Raw genomic sequence first — 17,435 nt, forward strand, 5'->3', positions numbered from 1 at the left:
CGTACCCGCCGTCACGACCATCGCTTCACTGCCGTCCGGCATGGGCGACGCTTTGCACAGCGTCGCCTTTTTGCTTTCTGTTGCGTCTGTTGCGCTTTGCAATAATTGGCGCGCAGAGGGCGTCATCGTCGGAAAAGCGCTTTACGTCCTGCATTTTTCGCCTGCGAGGCCGGTTTCGCCGTGTCTTTGCGCGCCGTGTGCGCGCTCGCGGTTTTTGCGTCACGCGGTTATCCTGTAGCGCGCCCTAAGGAACGTCCAGCGGATGTCGAGCGGGAAATCCAGCGGGGAATCACTACACGACCGATGCGGTCATTCGCGTCCGCATCGCTACAGGAAATTTGCTGTGAGCCTGAAACTGCCTCTTGTCGCCATGCTGGCTGCATGCCTCGTGGTCACCGCGTGCGACGACCAACAGAGCGAGCACGCCGTGCAAAAAATCAAGGACCTGTTTAACGCCGTCAAGCCCGACGCGCTGCTGCTCAAGGACATGACGCCGGGCGTCACGACCGAAGCGCAGATCCGCGAGCAGATGGGCAAGCCCGAAACCGAACGCACCTTTACGGACGGCTCGAAGCGCTTCGAGTATCCACGTGGTCCGCAAGGTATGAATACGTACATGGTGGACATTGACCGGGACGGTAAACTGCAATCCATCACGCAAGTGCTGACCGCGGCGAACTTCGGCAAGATCCGCATCGGCATGAGCGAGGACGAAGTGCGGCGGCTGCTCGGCAAACCGGGTCAGGTCGCGGTGTTTCCGCTCAAGCCGGAAACGGTGTGGAGCTGGAAGTGGCGCGAGGGCGGCGTGACGGAAGAAGGCATTTTCAACGTGCACTTCGACCAGAATCACACGGTGTACACGACATCGCGTTCGGACGTCATGCGCGGGCGCTAGAAACGCTGTAAACAACGAGAAGCAGACGAAGAAAGACGGGGGGCATCATGATACGTCGACGTCGATACAGCCGTATCGGGCTGGTGTTGGGAGGCGGCGCCGCGCGCGGCTGGGCGCATATCGGCGCGATCCGCGCGCTGCACGACGCGGGCATCAAGCCCGACGTGGTATGCGGCACGTCGATTGGCGCGCTGGTCGGCGCCGTCTATGCGAACGGCGATCTGGACTGGCTCGAGGAGTGGGTGTCGCGGCTCACGTGGCAGACGGTCGTGCGCCTGCTCGACTTGCGTTTGTCCGGCGGTCTGCTTGGCGGGCGCAAGGTGATCCAGTTATTCGCCGACAAATTCAACGGCCGGTCCATCGCGCAACTGAACATGCCGTTCGCCGCCGTCGCCACCGAACTCGACACCGGCCGCGAAAGCTGGCTGCAGGACGGCAGCGTGGTCGACGCGGTGCGTGCGTCGATTGCGATTCCCGGCATTTTCACGCCGGTTTGGCACAACGGCGTATGGCTCGTCGACGGCGGGTTGAGCAATCCGGTGCCGGTGTCGGTCGCGCGCGGCATGCGGGCCGACTGCGTGATTGCCGTCGATCTGAACAACGACATTCTCAACGGACGCGATTTCGGCGGCGCGGTCGTGGACACGCCCGCCATCGATCCGAACGCACCGACGCCCGTTTCGATGCGCCGCAACGGCAAGCCCTGGCCGCGCTGGCTCGCGCCCGCCGAAGAGCGCGCGACCGACGACGTGCGCGTGCCGCCCGCGCCGAGCGCGCGCGTGCCGTCCATGCTGAGTTCGATCGCGCAAAGCATCGACATCATGCAGGTGCGGATCACGCGCAGCCGCCTCGCGGGCGAGCCCGCGGACATCCTGATCCAGCCGCGCCTGGGCGGCATGGGCATCTTCGATTTTCATCGCGCGGCGCCGGCCATCGAGGAAGGGCGCGCGGCGGTCGAATACATGCTGCCCGCGATCCGCGCGCGGCTCGGCATGGACTAGCGGCGGCCCGCTCCTGGTCTTCGCACGGCCGCGCTTCGCCTTGCGCGAAGCGCGCGCCGTCTATCGAAAAAGCGACCTCAAACTTGCTAAATCGCGGCGGCGCGTCCGCGCCACGCTGGTGACTGCATCCCGCCGCGTCCCCCAACACCAAGCGCCGCGAGCCGCCCGGCGCTTTCCGCGTACCCTGTTGCGGCGCAGCAAACTTTGCGTCGGCCTTTGAGAAATTAATTTTCGCTTGGGAGACTCCGCGCCATGCCTGATGAGCCGGGGTCCGACGAGCCGGCTGCATCGAGGCGTTCTCAAACCAAACTGGATGGAGACACGCGTGGTGCTATACGGCTTTGGTCCGGTCCTGCTGGCCGGCACGATCCAGACGGTCGAACTGTCGGTGCTGTCGCTCGCGGCCGCCGTGCTGCTCGGCCTCGCGGGCGCGGCGGCGAAACTCTCCCTCAACCGGCCGTTGCGCGCGCTCGCCACCGGCTACACGACCTTGATCCGCTCGGTGCCCGACCTCGTGCTGATGCTGCTGCTTTTCTACAGCATCCAGATCGCGGTCAACAATCTGACCGACGCGCTCGATGTGGCGCAGTTCGACATCGACCCATTCGTCGCCGGCGTGCTGACGCTCGGCTTCATTTACGGCGCGTATTTCACCGAGACGTTTCGCGGCGCGTTTCTCGCCGTGCCGCGCGGCCAGCTCGAAGCGGGCAGCGCCTACGGCATGAGCGGCGTGCGCGTGTTCGCGCGCATTCTCTTTCCGCAGATGATGCGTTTCGCGCTGCCCGGCATCGGCAACAACTGGCAGGTGCTGGTGAAAGCGACGGCGCTGGTGTCGATCATCGGTCTCGCGGATGTCGTCAAGGCCGCGCAGGACGCGGGCAAAAGCACCTTCAACATGTTCTTCTTCATCCTGATCGCGGCGCTCATCTATCTCGCGCTGACGACCGTCTCGAACCTCGCGCTGATCTGGCTGGAACGCCGCTATTCGATCGGCGTCCGGCACGCGGAGCTTTAAGACCATGATCGACATTCTCAACGACTTCTGGCGCGCGTTTCTCTACTGGGACGGCCAGCGCATGTCCGGCCTCGCGGTCACGTTGTGGCTGCTGGTCGTGTCCGTCGGCATCGGCTTTTGTCTTGCGATTCCGCTCGCGGTCGCGCGCGTGTCGAAAAAGCGCTGGCTGTCGACGCCCGTGCGTCTCTACACGTATGTATTTCGCGGCACGCCGCTGTACGTGCAACTGCTGCTTATCTACACCGGCATGTACAGCCTCGAATTCGTGCGTTCGCATGAACTGCTGGATGCGTTTTTCCGCAGCGGCTTTCACTGCGCGATTCTCGCTTTCGCGCTGAACACCTGCGCGTACACCACGGAGATCTTCGCCGGCGCGATTCGTTCGACCTCGCATGGCGAAGTGGAAGCGGCCCGTGCCTATGGCATGAGCTGGTTCACGATGTACCGCCGCATTGTGATACCGTCCGCGCTGCGCCGCGCCTTGCCGTTGTACAGTAACGAAGTGATCCTGATGCTGCACGCGACCACCGTCGCGTTCACGGCTACCGTGCCGGATATCCTGAAGGTGGCGCGCGACGCGAATTCGGCAACCTATCGTTCGTTCGACGCATTCGGCCTCGCGGCGTTGATCTACCTCGTGGTGTCGTTTGCTCTCGTCGCGCTGTTCCGCCGCGCCGAGCGTCACTGGCTCGGTTATCTGGCGGTCCGCACGCATTGAGCGCGCCGTCGCAAGTTCGATCGTATTTTCAAAGGGAGAGCACCTTGCTCCACACCACGCAAACCCAGGCTTGCAAGCTCGCCGTGCAGGACATCCACAAGCGCTACGGCGACAACGAAGTGCTCAAGGGCGTGTCGCTGAACGCGAACAAGGGCGACGTGATCAGCATCATCGGCGCGAGCGGTTCGGGCAAGAGCACCTTCCTGCGCTGCATTAATTTTCTCGAGCGGCCGAACGCGGGGCAGATTGTCGTCGACGGCGAAGCGGTCAAGACGAAGGCCGACCGCGCGGGCAATCTCGAAGTCGCGGATCACAAGCAGTTGCAACGCATTCGCACGAAACTCGCGATGGTGTTCCAGCACTTCAATTTGTGGGCGCATATGAACGTGATCGAGAACGTCGTCGAGGCGCCGATTCACGTGCTCGGCCTGCCGCGTCGCGAAGCCGAAGAGCGCGCGCGCGAATATCTCGAGAAGGTGGGCCTCGCGCCGCGCGTCGAAAAACAGTATCCGGCGCATCTGTCCGGCGGTCAGCAGCAGCGCGTGGCGATTGCCCGCGCGCTCGCGATGAATCCCGATGTGATGCTGTTCGACGAGCCGACTTCGGCGCTCGATCCCGAACTCGTCGGCGAAGTGTTGAAGGTCATGCAGAAGCTCGCGGAAGAAGGGCGCACGATGATCGTCGTCACCCACGAAATGGGTTTTGCGCGCAACGTGTCGAACCATGTGATGTTCCTGCATCAAGGCCGCACGGAAGAAGAAGGCTTGCCCGCCGAAGTGCTGAGCGCGCCGCGCAGCGAGCGGCTCAAGCAGTTCCTCTCCGGCAGCCTGAAGTAACGCGCGCCGCGTCCGCCCGTTCGCCCGCTCGCCGCGTTGTGATCCGCTGATGGCCCGCACGTCCAGTCCCGCACGCACCACGCAGGTTGCAATCGTCGCATTGCCGCCCGTGTCGATGTCGGGCGTCGGGCCGATTGTCGACGCGCTCAATCTCGCCAACGAAATCGACGGCCGCGCGCTGTATCGCGTGCAGGTCTGCTCGTGGGACGGCCGCGCGGTGCCGCTCGCGGGCGGAGCGCAATGGCCCGCCGACGCCGCATTCGGCGACGCGATCGCGTGCGACTGGCTGATCGTCATCACGGAACGCTTTCAGCAATTTGCCGACTATCGGCTGTTTCTCGCGAGCCTTGCGCGCGTCGGGCAACGCACGCCGCTCGTCACCGGTATTCATCACGGCGTGTGGTGGCTCGCGATGGCGGGGCAATTGTCGGGCTATCGCGTGAGCGTGAACTGGGAAACCTATCAGCAGTTCGCCGAGCAGTTCGAGCGCTCCATCGTCACGCAGCAGATTTTCGAAATCGACCGCGATCGCGCGACTTGCGCGGGCGGTCAGGCCACCGTCGACTTCATGCTCGCGATGATCGGCCGCGAACACGGCCCCGAACTCGCGGATCGCATCGCGGATACGCTCGGCGTCGGCGTGTTGCGCGCGGGCGAGGAACGTCAGCGCATTCCGTTCGTGACCGCGCCGGGCGAGCGCCATCCGCGTCTGAACGATGCGTTGATGCTGATGGAAGCGAATATCGAAGACCCGCTCACCACCGACGAAATCGCCGGTCTCGTCGGCGTTTCGCGGCGGCAACTGGAGCGCCTCTTTCGCCAGTATCTCGGCTCGATGCCGTCCAAATACTACTTGGGTCTGCGCCTTTCGAAAGCGCGCACGCAATTGCAGCGCACCAGCAAATCGGTCGTGCAGATCAGCCTCGCGTGCGGATTTTCGTCGGCGGCGCACTTTTCGAATGCATACCGCGAGCGCTTCGGCGTGACGCCGCGCGAGGATCGCCGCAACTGGCTCGACCGGCAGACGGGCGCGGGCGGCGCGGCGGCGAGCGAGCCGCGCGCGGGCGCGTTGATCGAGCGGCCGGATCTCGCGGATTGAAAGCATCTCGGCTCGCGGCGGGCGCCGCTCGCAGCGCGCCGCGAGGTGGAAGCTCATAGAAAGCGTCGCGTATGCGCAAGACGTATCGCGCGCGGTTTCCTACACTACCTGTATTACCTCTCACCGTAACGAGGATTTGCCATGAACGACCTGACTGTGACACGCAAGACCTTCGACGAAGTCATGGTGCCGGTATTCGCGCCCGCCGCCTTCGTGCCGGATCGCGGTCTCGGCTCACGCGTCTGGGATACGCAGGGCCGCGACTATATCGACTTCGCCGGCGGCATCGCCGTCACCGCGCTCGGTCACGCGCATCCCGAACTGCTGAAAGTTTTGCAGGAGCAGGGCAGCAAGCTGTGGCATATCGGCAATGGCTACACGAACGAGCCGGTGTTGCGTCTTGCGAAACGTCTCGAAGACCTGACCTTCGCGGACCGCGCGTTCTTCGCGAACTCGGGCGCCGAAGCGAACGAAGCGGCGCTGAAGCTCGCACGCCGCGTCGCGTTCGACCGCCACGGCGCCGAGAAATTCGAAGTGATCTCGTTCACGCAGTCGTTTCATGGCCGCACGTTCTTCACTGTCAGCGTCGGCGGTCAGCCGAAGTATTCGGAAGGCTTCGGACCGGTGCCGCAAGGCATCGTGCATTTGCCGTACAACGACATCGAGGCCGCGAAGAAGGCGATTGGCGCGAAGACCTGCGCGGTGATCGTCGAGCCGATTCAGGGGGAGGGCGGGGTGATTCCGGCCGATCCGGCGTTCCTGAAAGCGCTGCGCGAAGCCTGCGACCAGCACGGCGCGCTGCTGATTTTCGACGAAGTGCAAACGGGCGTGGGCCGCAGCGGCTACTTCTACGCGTATCAGGACACCGGCGTCACGCCGGACATTTTGACCACCGCGAAGGCGCTCGGCAACGGCTTCCCGATCGGCGCGATGCTGACCACGAACGAACTGGCCGCGCATTTCAAGGTCGGCGTGCATGGCACCACGTATGGCGGCAATCCGCTTGGCTCGGCCATCGCGGAGAAGGTGGTCGAACTGGTTAGCGATCCGAAGCTCCTCGAAGGCGTGCGCACGCGCAGCGACGTGCTGAGGGGTCATCTCGCGAAGCTCAACGAGCGCTTCGGCCTCTTCACCGAAGTGCGCGGCAAGGGCCTGTTGATCGGCGCCGAATTGACGGATGCGTACAAGGGCCGCGCGAAAGACTTCGTCACGGCCGCGGGCCAGCATGGCGTGATCATGCTGATGGCGGGACCGGACGTGTTGCGCTTCGTGCCGTCGCTGATCATGCCGCTCGACGACATGAACGAAGGCTTCGAACGGCTCGCGAAAGCGATTGCCGAAGTGGTCGGCGCGAAGGCCGAAGCGGCGTCGAAATAAAACGGCGCGTTCAACGCCTCGCACCGACGCATAGGGGAACTCATGCGTCACATTCAACAGGAACGATGATGCTCTTCGTACGCCCCGGCCGCCTCGCCGATCTCGATGCGCTCGAACATATGGCGCGCACCGCGCAACCGGTGCTGCATTCCCTGCCGCACGACCGGCGCGCGCTCGAGGCACGCGTCGCGCTGTCGGAAGATTCGTTTCGCGCGGACGTCGACTTTCCGGGCGAGGAGTTCTATCTGTTCGTGCTCGAAGACAGCGAGACCGGCAAACTGATGGGCACGGCGAGCATCATTGCGGCGGCGGGTTATTCGGACCCGTTCTACGCGTTTCGTAACGACGCGCTGATTCATGCGTCGCGCGAATTGCACGTGAACCGCAAGATTCACGCGCTCACCATGTCGCATGAACTGACGGGCAAGAGCCGGCTCGCGGGCTATTACATCGACCCGTCGCTGCGTGGCGACGCCGCTGCGCATCTGCTGTCGCGCGCGCGCATGATGTACATCGCCGCGAATCGCAGGCGCTTTACGTCCGAGGTGTTCTCGCTGCTGCTCGGCGTGACCGACGAGCATGGCGTGTCGCCATTCTGGGAAGCGGTGGGGCGCAAGTTCTTCGGCCGCGATTTTGCCGACATCGAAATCGAATCGGGCGGACGCAGCCGAACGTTTATCGCCGAAGTGATGCCGACGTATCCGATCTATGTGCCTTTGCTGCCCGAAGCCGCGCAGCGCGTGCTCGGCGAGCCGGATTCGAACGCTCTACTGGCGTATGAAATCCATCTGGAAGAAGGCTTCGAGACGGACCGCTTCATCGATATTTTCGACGCGGGGCCGGTGCTCACCGCGCAGGTGGACCGCAGTGCGTCGGTCGCGCGCAATGAAACGCGCGTCGTGCACGAGACGGCCGCAGCCGCGAGCGGCGCTGCGTATCTGATCGCGCACAACGGCGTGGATGGCGAATTCCGCTGCGTGCTCGGCGATCTGCCGTCGACGAAAAGCGAAGGGGCACCCCTCGCGCAGGCGGCGCGGGCGGCACTCGGCGTGCAGGACGGCAATGCGGTGCGTTGCGCGCCGCTGCATCGTCCGGGAGACGAAGAAGATCAACAGCAGCACGAACAATCGGGAGACGCGCAATGATCGTCGTTCGCGTTGTGCAACGAGGCGATGTGGACGCGTTGATGCGGCTCGCGCAGGAAACCGGCCCAGGCCTCACCACCTTCAAGCCGGACCGCGAAGCGCTTGCCGCACGCGTCGAACGGGCGCGCCGCACGATGGAAGACAAGGCCGCGCCGCATGAAGCAGGCTACTTCTTCGTGATGGAAGACACGCAAACCGGCGACGTCGCCGGCGTCTGCGGCATCGAAGCGGCTGTCGGCCTGCAGCAGCCGTTCTACAACTATCGCGTGAGCACGGTGGTGCACGCGAGCCAGGACCTCGGCATCTGGACGCGCATGCGCGCGCTCAACATCTCGCATGACCTGACGGGTTACGCCGAAGTGTGCTCGCTGTTTCTGAGCCCGCGTTATCGCACGAGCGGAGTGGGCGGCCTGCTGTCGCGTTCGCGCTTCATGTTTCTTGCGCAGTTTCGCGAGCGCTTTCCGCAGCGTTTGTGCGCGGAATTGCGCGGCCATTTCGATGAGCAAGGCACGTCGCCGTTCTGGCGCGCGGTCGGCTCGCATTTCTATCAGATCGACTTCAACGCGGCCGATTACCTCAGTTCTCATGGACGCAAGGCGTTTCTTGCCGAGCTGATGCCGCGCTATCCGGTGTATGTCGAGTTGCTGCCTGAAGAAGCGCAGCAATGCGTCGGCCTCACGCATAGCGACACGATTCCGGCGCGCCGCATGCTCGAAGCGGAAGGGCTGCGCTACGAGAACCACGTCGATATTTTCGATGCCGGTCCGGTGCTCGAGTGCCATATCTCCGACTTGCGCACGGTGCGCGAAAGCGTGATGGTGCCGCTCGAAATGGCCGACGTGCCGGCGGGCGCGCCGCAGGATGCGCCGCGTTCAATGGTGTCGAACACGTCGCTCGGCGATTTTCGCGTGGGCGTGGCGGCGGGCGTGCCGCAAGACGGCGTGTTCCGCATGAACGCGATCGAAGCGTCGGCACTCGGCGTCAAGGCAGGCGACCCGGTGCGGGTGCTGCCGCTGAAACATAAACAGGGATGATCATGAGCGAGCTTTTCATCGGCGGCGAATGGGCTGCCGGCACAGGACCCGCATTCGCGTCGCGCAACCCCGGTACGGGCGCGACGGTGTGGGAAGGCAATAGCGCGTCCGCGGACGACGTGGATCGCGCGGTGCGCGGCGCACGGCGAGCGTTCGCGGCATGGTCGGCGCTGAGTCTCGATGAGCGTTGCGCGGTGGTGCGCCGTTTCGCCGCGCTCGTCACCGAACGCAAGGAAGCGCTCGCTGAAGCGATCGGCCGCGAGACCGGCAAGCCGCTGTGGGAAGCGCGCACCGAAGCGGCTTCGATGGCCGCGAAAGTCGAGATTTCGATTCAGGCGTACAACGAGCGCACCGGCGAAAAGCGTTCGTCGATGGCGGACGGCACCGCGGTTTTGCGGCATCGTCCGCATGGCGTGGTCGCCGTGTTCGGGCCGTATAACTTTCCTGGGCATCTGCCGAACGGGCATATCGTGCCGGCGCTGATCGCGGGCAATGCGGTCGTGTTCAAGCCGTCCGAACTCGCGCCGGGCGTCGCCGCGCTGACCGTGCAAATCTGGGCCGATGCGGGCTTGCCGGCCGGCGTGCTGAACCTCGTGCAGGGCGAGAAGGACACGGGCGTTGCGCTAGCGAATCATCGGCAGATCGACGGTCTGTTCTTCACCGGTAGTTCGGATACCGGAACGTTGTTGCACAAGCAGTTCGGCGGACGGCCGGAGATCGTGCTCGCGCTCGAAATGGGCGGCAACAATCCGCTCGTGATCGGGCCGGTCGCGGACATCGACGCCGCCGTGCATCACACGATCCAGTCGGCGTTTCTGTCGGCGGGGCAGCGCTGCACTTGCGCACGCCGCATTTTCGTACCGAACGACGCGTTCGGCGAGCGCTTTCTCGCGCGCTTCGTCGAGGTGAGTTCGCGCATCAGCGTCGGCGAATATAACGCCGAGCCGCAGCCTTTCATGGGCGCGGTGATCTCGGCGCGCGCGGCCTCGCGCCTCGTCGCGGCGCAGGAACGCTTGCTCGCGGATGGCGCACATGCGTTGCTGAAAATGGAGCAGCGCGATCCGAAGCTCGGCTTCGTCACGCCGGCCATTCTCGACGTGAGCGCCGTGAAGAATCTGCCCGACGAGGAACACTTCGGGCCGCTCGCGCAGATCATCCGTTACGACAGCTTTAACGAAGCGCTCGAAAAAGCCAACGACACCGAGTTCGGTTTGTCCGCGGGCCTGCTCGCCGACGACGAATCGCTGTGGACGCATTTCCAGCGCACCATCCGCGCGGGCATCGTCAACTGGAACCGGCCGACCAACGGCGCGTCGTCGGGTGCGCCGTTCGGCGGGCCGGGGCGTTCGGGCAATCACCGGCCGAGCGCTTATTACGCGGCCGATTACTGCGCGTATCCGATGGCGTCGGTTGAAAGCGCGCAACTGCAAATGCCCGCGAGCGTCTCGCCGGGCCTTCAATTCTAAGGATCGACGATGCAAGCCACTGAAGCCAATTTCGACGGCCTGGTCGGCCCGACGCACAACTATGCGGGGCTGTCGTTCGGCAACGTCGCGTCGCAGAACAACGAGAAGTCGGTTGCGAATCCGAAGGCGGCCGCGAAGCAGGGTCTGCGCAAGATGAAGCAGTTGGCCGATCTCGGCTTTCATCAGGGCGTGCTGCCGCCGCAGGAGCGGCCGTCGGTGCGTCTGTTGCGCGAGCTCGGTTTTTCCGGCGACGATGCCACGGTGATCGCCAACGTGGCGAAGAATGCGCCCGAGTTGCTGGCCGCCGCGAGTTCGGCTTCGGCGATGTGGACCGCGAATGCCGCGACCGTGAGTCCGTCCGCCGACACGCACGACGGCCGCGTGCATTTCACGCCGGCCAATCTGTGCAGCAAACTGCATCGCGCGATCGAACACGAATCGACGCGCCGCACGTTGCGCGCGATTTTCAGCGACGCCGATCGCTTCGCGGTGCATGAGGCTTTGCCCGGCACGCCCGCGCTCGGCGATGAAGGTGCGGCGAACCACACGCGCTTTAGCGCGGAATATGGCGCACGTGGCGTCGAATTCTTCGTGTACGGCCGCAGCGAGTATCGCCGCGGACCCGAGCCGAAACGCTTTCCCGCGCGTCAGACGTTCGAAGCGAGCCGCGCGGTCGCGCATCGTCATGGCTTGCAGGAAGAAGCAACTGTCTACGCGCAACAGAATCCCGAAGTGATCGACGCAGGCGTTTTTCATAACGACGTGATCGCGGTCGGCAATCGCAATACGCTGTTCTGTCATCAGCTTGCGTTTGTCGAACAGCAGGCGGTGTACGACGAGTTGCGCGCGAAACTCGCTGGCCTGAAGGCGGACTTCAACGTGATCGAAGTGCCCGATGCACAGGTGAACGTGGCGGACGCGGTCTCGTCGTATCTGTTCAACAGCCAGTTGCTGACGCGCCCCGACGGCAAGCAGGTGCTGGTGGTACCGCAGGAGTGCCGCGAAAATCCGCGCGTGGCCGCGTATCTGGACGATCTGACGTCGCACACGGGTCCGATCGACGAGGTGCTCGTGTTCGATCTGCGCGAAAGCATGAAGAACGGCGGCGGGCCGGCGTGCCTGCGTCTGCGTGTGGTGCTGAACGAAGCGGAGCGCGCGGCGGTCACACGCGGCGTGTGGATCGACGACACGTTGTTCGGGCGGCTCGATACGTGGATCGAAAAGCATTATCGCGACCGTCTCGCACCGTCTGATCTCGCCGATCCTAAACTGCTCGTCGAGTCGCGCACCGCGCTCGATGAACTCACGCAGATTCTCGGCCTCGGATCGCTCTATGACTTCCAGCGCTGAGCGCGGCGAGCCGGTCGCAATGCTCGACGATTTCCTCGCCTATACGCTCGCGGGCACGCGGCCTGCCGCGAACGACATGCAAGGCACGTGCGCCGGCGGCGTGCGCTGGTCGTGGCTCGATGACGGCGTGCTGCTGCTCGAGCCGGCCGCGTCTTTGAACAACACACGCAGCGTGCTTGCATCGGCCGGCGTGCATGGCGACGAAACCGCGCCGATCGAACTGCTGTCGCATCTCGTGCGCGACATCGCGCGCGGCGACGCAGCGTTGACCTGCCGCCTGCTCGCGATCCTCGGCAATGTCGATGCGATGCGCGACGCGTGCCGCTATCGCGACGACGATCTCAATCGCCTCTTCAGCGGCCGGCATCTGCAACTGCCGCACAGTCACGAGGCGCCGCGCGCCGCGGCGCTCGAGCGGGCCGCTGTGCAGTTCTTCGATGCCGCTTCGAAAGAGCCGGGCGCGCGCTGGCATATCGACATGCACACGGCGATCCGCGCGTCCGCGTTCGAGCGCTTCGCGCTGCTGCCGCATACGGGCAGGCCATTTTCGCGCGCGATGTTCGAGTGGCTCGGCGAGGCGCGCATTAGCGCAGTGCTGTTGCACACCACGAAGGGCAACACGTACTCGCATTTCACCGCGCAGGCTTGCGCTGCCGACGCGTGCACGCTGGAACTCGGCAAGGTGCGTCCGTTCGGCCAGAACGACCTCACGCGTTTTGCGGGCGCGGATCAGGCGTTGCGTCATCTGCTCGCGGGCACGAATGGCAATACGCAAGCGGAACTGCCGCGCGCCTTCACGGTGATCGACCAGATCACGAAGCAAAGCGACGCGTTCGAATTGCTGGTCGCGCCCGATGTCGCGAACTTCACGCCGTTCGCGAAGCACACCTTGCTCGCACGCGATGGCGACTATCGCTACGTCGTGCAGCATGACGAAGAGCGCCTCGTGTTTCCGAATGCGACGGTGAAGCCCGGTTTGCGCGCGGGCTTGATGGTGATCGAGACGACTGAAGAGACGCACGGCGCGCTCGTCTAGCGGCGCGATGTGTAAAGACACGAAGGCGCATACTATTCGCGCCGGTTGAGCTCGTTGCATTGCTTGCGCCACCGCGACATCAACTTGCAGCTTTGCGCTTCAGCGCTGCCCCGCGCTCGCGACGCAGCCTTCACCCCAACGCCACGCAGCCGCGGCAAACGAGCCTGTACAATCCCCGCCTCGCGGCTGTTGCGCTGCACCACAACGGCCGCGCGAGTTTGAATCGCATTTTTGGCGCGGCAATCATGCCTGTCCGGATTCGGCTCCGTCCTGTTCAATACCGTAGAGGAACACCCGTAATGAAGATGAATTGGCGAAACACGGCTGCGCTCGCGCTATTCGCGACGGCAACGCTCACGGCAGCGTCCGCTTCGGCGGCGGACATCAAGGAAGTGCGCTTCGGTGTCGAGGCGTCGTATGCGCCGTTCGAATCGAAGTCGCCGTCGGGCGAACTGCAGGGCTTCGACATCGACGTCGGCAATGCCGTGTGCGCGAAGCTGAAGGCGAAGTGCGTGTGGGTCGAGAATTCGTTCGACGGCCTGATTCCCGCGTTGCAGGCGCGCAAATTCAACGCGATCAACTCGGACATGACGATCACCGAGCAGCGTCGTCAGGCCATCGACTTCACCGACCCGATCTACACGATCCCGAATCAGATGATCGCGAAGAAGGGCAGCGGCTTGCAGCCGACGCCCGCGTCGCTGAAGGGCAAGCACGTCGGCGTGCTGCAGGGCACGATTCAGGAAACCTATGCGAAGGCGCGTTGGGCGCCGGCCGGTGTCGACGTCGTGCCGTATCAGACGCAGGATCAGATCTACGCGGACCTCTCGTCCGGGCGTCTGGATGCATCGTTCCAGGACGCGGAAGCGGCATCGAAGGGCTTTCTGAAGAAGCCGCAAGGCGCGGGCTTCGAGTTCGCTGGACCGGCCGTCACGGACGAAAAGCTGCTCGGCGCGGGCGTGGGCTTCGGCATTCGCCGCGGCGACAAGGCGTTGAAGGATGCGTTGAACCAGGCGCTGAAGGAACTGAAGGCCGACGGCACGATCGACCGTTTCGCGGCGAAATACTTCGACGTGAAAGTGGTGCTGAAGTAACGCGTTGCTGCTTGACGCCTCAACAAAAAACGGCCGCTGCTTGCGGCCGTTTTGCATGGTGCGCGTGGTTGTCCGCCTCGTCATGGGCGTTATCGGCTTTGTCCACTTGCCAAATATTTCCAGATATTGTTTTGTGGACATGTGCGCGCAAGACAGCCTGCGCTAAAATCGCCGGGCGCGCTGCGATGGCGAAGTTGCCGTCGCCAACGCGACGTCGCAAACGATAAACACGCCGCGCGCGTTGCCGTGCGGCGAAAACCACAAGACAGCAGCAAGCGCCGGGGCGGCGCCTCGCGGGGGACCACAATGAGCACCATTGCAGTCGAAAATCCGGGCCGTGCATATGCCAGCGACACCAGCGACGCCAGCGACGCCACGGACGATGCGCAGTTGAACGCCAGCTTCGCGCGGCAGCCCATCCTCAATCGGGACGGCATGCTGTGCGGCTACGAGCTAAAGATACGCGCGCCGGAAGCGCCGGCAGAGGCGCAGTTCGACCTCGGCTCTGAGGCAGACACCGAAAGCGGCGCAGACGATCAAGACGATCAAGACCCGCGAGCCGGGCGGGCGCCCACGCCCGCGCAACGCGTGGCCCGCGCGATCATCCGCGGACTGGTCGAGAGCAATGTGCGCAACGCGCTGACCGGGCATCCTGCGTATATCGACACGAACCGCGACATGCTGTTCGACGACGCAATCGAGCGGCTGCCCGCCGAGCGCTTTCTGTTCGAACTGCCGCCCGACATGCACGTCGACGACGATCTGATCGCGCGCATCGTGCTGCTGCATGGCCGGCGCTATCGCTTCGTGCTCGACGACGTCACGCAGCCCAACGAGACTTTCGCGAAGCTCTTGCCCTACGCGGAAGCCATCAAGATCGACATCACGCGCGCGCCCGCCGCGCTGCTGCCCAAGCTGACGAGCGTGCTCAAATCGGCGGGCAAGCTGCTGATCGCAGCGGGGCTCGACGCGCAAGCCGATTTCGAAACGGCGCACGGCCTCGGGTTCGACCGCTTCCAGGGCTACTTCTTCGCGCGTCCGCAAACCTCGTTGACGCGCCGTGTCAGCGCACCGCGCCACGCGTTGCTCAATCTGCTGCAATTGCTCGCCGGCGACCCGACCGTCGCGCAGCTCGAAGCGGAGCTCAAGCTCAATCCGGTGCTGGTGATGCATCTGATGAAGCTCGCGAATTCGAGCGGCTTCGCGGTCGGCCATAAGGTCACGACGCTGCGCGAGGCGATCAACGCAACCGGCACCGACCGCATCGCGCGCTGGACGCAGTTGCTGTTGTATGCGGACGGCCGCAAGGTCGCGCTCGAAGACGATCCTCTGCTGCAACTCGCGGCCACGCGCGCGCGTTTCATGGAACTGGCGATCGAGCGTCTGCCGGACGCGGGCCGCGACGAAGCGGACGCGGCCTTTCTCACGGGTGTGTTTTCATTCGTCGATGCGGTGTTCGGCGGCTCGCTCGAAAGCACGCTTAATGTGCTGACGTTGTCGCGTCCGATTCAGGCGGCGATTCTGCATCGCGAGGGCGTGCTCGGCCAACTGCTCGCCGCCGTCGAGGCGTTGGAAAACGGCGCGTGGGACACGCTCGCCGCGCGCTGCGCGCAGCTTGCGCCGTTGACGATCGAAGAGGTCGCGCAAATGGGACTCGCGGCCGGCGCCTGGGCAGGCGTCGCGGACCGCAGCGCGGAAGGGTTGGAAAGAATCGAGGACTGAGGCCGCACCTGCGACGAAGCCGGCATGCAGCGCATGCCGGCTTCAAAATCAGCCTTGGAAATCAGCTTCGCAATTCAGCTTAAAAACACCTGGCGTCGGGCAAACACAGAAAACTGCAGACTCACGCGACGTGATCAGCGATCACGCCACGTCTTTACATCGTCTCCATTTCCCGCATCTGCCCCAGGCCGAAAAAACGGCCTAACTCCCTGGCCAGTTCGTTCAGCACGCTCATCTCCTTCTGCGAGATACGGCGTGGCTCCTGCGTATGAGACCAGTCGCCATACAGCAACGCGACCGTCTGGTCCGTTTCATCCACCACGGGTAACAGCACGAAGGCGCGGGCGTCGTCGAACGAACGGCGGAACCACTCGGGCAGCCGCGCGACCATTTTCGGATCGCGCGCATTTTCGATGAAGATGCCCACCGAATTCGCGATGGCCAGATGGAACACATCGGGCTCGAACGCGGAGCTGAACGTGAGCTTGGGCAGCGCCGCGTCGATTTTCGGGCCGAGGCCGAGACGTGCGCGGAACGTGCCGTTGCTGTGCTTGACGAATACCACGGTGCGCGCAAAGCCGAGCGCCGCGAGAACCGTTTCCGACGCCATGCCGAGGGCCGGCGCGAGCGAGCTGCTGTCAGGCAGATTGCGCAAATCCTGGACGCCCGCCGCAATGCGCGACTCGGGGTCCAGCGCCTCGCGCGCCATTGCGTCCGCATTCGCGCGCAACTCGACGATCTCGCGCATCACGCCGTCGCCGCCTTCCTCGCGCGCCAACGCCACGCTCATTTCGAGCAGCACTTCGGGATCGGTGTTGAGCGCGCGGCTATATTCCTGCGCGAGCTCGGCGATGCGCTCCTCGCGCTCGAAGTCGGGCATGTTCTGCTGCGTGAGGACGTCCGCGACCGCCGTCGAATAATTGGTGATCGCGCGCAGCCACTGCACCTGGCGCGGCTGTTCGGTGTCTTGCGGATCGAACTCGCCCATGCCCGAGCGGATCATGTCGGGCAGGCGCCAGCGCACCGCGGCTTCGGCGCCGATTTCGTCGAACGTCACGCCGAGCACCAGCACGCACGCATCCGCTTCGAGCGTGCCGCCTTCGATGTGCCGGCGAATCTGATCCCATTCCGCGTCGAGATAGAACACCACCAGCAGCTTGCCGATTTGCCGCATCAGCGTGCAGACCACGGCTTCCTCGCCGGCACGCAGATCGCCGCGCTCCGTCAGCTTGCGCGCGACGCAGCCCGACAGCAGCGTGCGGTTCAGTTCGAGTTTCGCGTCGATGCGGCGCGGCGCGCTGTGATGAAAGTGATCGACGATCTTCAGGCCGACGACGAGATGACCGACCGCGTCCATGCCGAGCACCATCAACGCGCGCGACACCGTGGTGATATTGCCGCCGAACGCCATGTACATGGCCGAGTTCGCGAGCCGCAGCACTTTTTGCGTCAATGCGAAGTCCGACAGCACCACCTGCACGAGGCCGGTGAAGTCGAGGTCGTCGTTGTTCATTGCCGCCATGGTGGTGCGCAACGACTGCGACAGCATGGGGAAATCGCCGCGCTCGCTCATTCGCGTCCAGAGCCGGTCGAGCACCGCCGCCTTTACCATGTGAGTCCCGCAAAAGCCATACGTGTTCCAATGAA

15 protein-coding genes are annotated in these 17,435 nt (G+C 64.2%); 14 read left to right on the forward strand and 1 reads right to left on the reverse strand.

Translation table 11 applies throughout. The features are described from left to right. Positions 1-343: 343 nt before the first annotated feature. From bamE to CUJ91_RS06760, 14 genes are all read left to right on the forward strand, one after another. Complete coding sequence (bamE, locus tag CUJ91_RS06695) at positions 344-895, forward strand: outer membrane protein assembly factor BamE domain-containing protein (protein ID WP_107708417.1); 552 nt, start codon at positions 344-346, stop codon at positions 893-895. Between the two features lie 47 nt (positions 896-942). Continuing rightward, complete coding sequence (locus CUJ91_RS06700) at positions 943-1,896, forward strand: patatin-like phospholipase family protein (RefSeq protein ID WP_006051098.1); 954 nt, start codon at positions 943-945, stop codon at positions 1,894-1,896. 325 nt (positions 1,897-2,221) lie between these two features. Beyond that, a complete protein-coding gene (locus tag CUJ91_RS06705) occupies positions 2,222-2,911 on the forward strand; it encodes an ABC transporter permease (RefSeq protein ID WP_006051097.1) in 690 nt (229 codons plus the stop codon). Positions 2,912-2,915: 4 nt separating this feature from the next. Beyond that, complete coding sequence (locus CUJ91_RS06710) at positions 2,916-3,629, forward strand: ABC transporter permease (RefSeq protein WP_107708414.1); 714 nt, start codon at positions 2,916-2,918, stop codon at positions 3,627-3,629. Positions 3,630-3,673: 44 nt separating this feature from the next. Next, positions 3,674-4,465 carry an ABC transporter ATP-binding protein gene (locus CUJ91_RS06715; RefSeq protein ID WP_107708412.1) on the forward strand — a complete coding sequence of 264 codons (792 nt, stop codon included), beginning with the start codon at positions 3,674-3,676 and terminating at the stop codon, positions 4,463-4,465. 49 nt (positions 4,466-4,514) lie between these two features. Next, entirely contained in the window at positions 4,515-5,564 is a 1,050-nt protein-coding gene (locus CUJ91_RS06720; RefSeq protein WP_006051094.1) for a GlxA family transcriptional regulator, read from the forward strand. A gap of 141 nt (positions 5,565-5,705) precedes the next feature. After that, positions 5,706-6,941: an aspartate aminotransferase family protein gene (locus tag CUJ91_RS06725; RefSeq protein ID WP_029969174.1), complete on the forward strand. Its 1,236-nt coding sequence runs from the start codon at positions 5,706-5,708 to the stop codon at positions 6,939-6,941. Positions 6,942-7,009: 68 nt separating this feature from the next. Beyond that, a complete protein-coding gene (gene aruF / locus CUJ91_RS06730; RefSeq protein WP_053857893.1) occupies positions 7,010-8,086 on the forward strand; it encodes an arginine/ornithine succinyltransferase subunit alpha in 1,077 nt (358 codons plus the stop codon). Further along, positions 8,083-9,120, forward strand: coding sequence for an arginine N-succinyltransferase (gene astA / locus CUJ91_RS06735; RefSeq protein WP_107708409.1), 1,038 nt, complete (start codon positions 8,083-8,085; stop codon positions 9,118-9,120). Before aruF ends, astA begins: the two co-directional genes overlap by 4 nt. 2 nt (positions 9,121-9,122) lie before the next feature. Continuing rightward, positions 9,123-10,586: a succinylglutamate-semialdehyde dehydrogenase gene (gene astD, locus CUJ91_RS06740; RefSeq protein WP_107708520.1), complete on the forward strand. Its 1,464-nt coding sequence runs from the start codon at positions 9,123-9,125 to the stop codon at positions 10,584-10,586. A 9-nt stretch (positions 10,587-10,595) separates the two neighbouring features. After that, positions 10,596-11,936: an N-succinylarginine dihydrolase gene (gene astB, locus CUJ91_RS06745; RefSeq protein ID WP_006051089.1), complete on the forward strand. Its 1,341-nt coding sequence runs from the start codon at positions 10,596-10,598 to the stop codon at positions 11,934-11,936. Continuing rightward, positions 11,920-12,972 (forward strand): succinylglutamate desuccinylase, encoded by a 1,053-nt coding sequence (gene astE / locus CUJ91_RS06750; RefSeq protein WP_029969182.1) that lies wholly within the window; start codon positions 11,920-11,922, stop codon positions 12,970-12,972. Before astB ends, astE begins: the two co-directional genes overlap by 17 nt. 299 nt (positions 12,973-13,271) lie before the next feature. Further along, positions 13,272-14,066 carry an ABC transporter substrate-binding protein gene (locus tag CUJ91_RS06755; RefSeq protein ID WP_053857895.1) on the forward strand — a complete coding sequence of 265 codons (795 nt, stop codon included), beginning with the start codon at positions 13,272-13,274 and terminating at the stop codon, positions 14,064-14,066. A 306-nt stretch (positions 14,067-14,372) separates the two neighbouring features. After that, a complete protein-coding gene (locus CUJ91_RS06760; protein ID WP_107708407.1) occupies positions 14,373-15,788 on the forward strand; it encodes an EAL and HDOD domain-containing protein in 1,416 nt (471 codons plus the stop codon). 154 nt (positions 15,789-15,942) lie between these two features. On the opposite strand, the gene CUJ91_RS06765 is transcribed toward CUJ91_RS06760, so the two are convergent. Next, a complete protein-coding gene (locus tag CUJ91_RS06765; protein ID WP_006051085.1) occupies positions 15,943-17,400 on the reverse strand; it encodes an HDOD domain-containing protein in 1,458 nt (485 codons plus the stop codon). Positions 17,401-17,435: the final 35 nt, after the last annotated feature.

The organism is Paraburkholderia graminis (assembly GCF_003330785.1).
GTDB classification, from domain to species: Bacteria; Pseudomonadota; Gammaproteobacteria; order Burkholderiales; family Burkholderiaceae; genus Paraburkholderia; species Paraburkholderia graminis.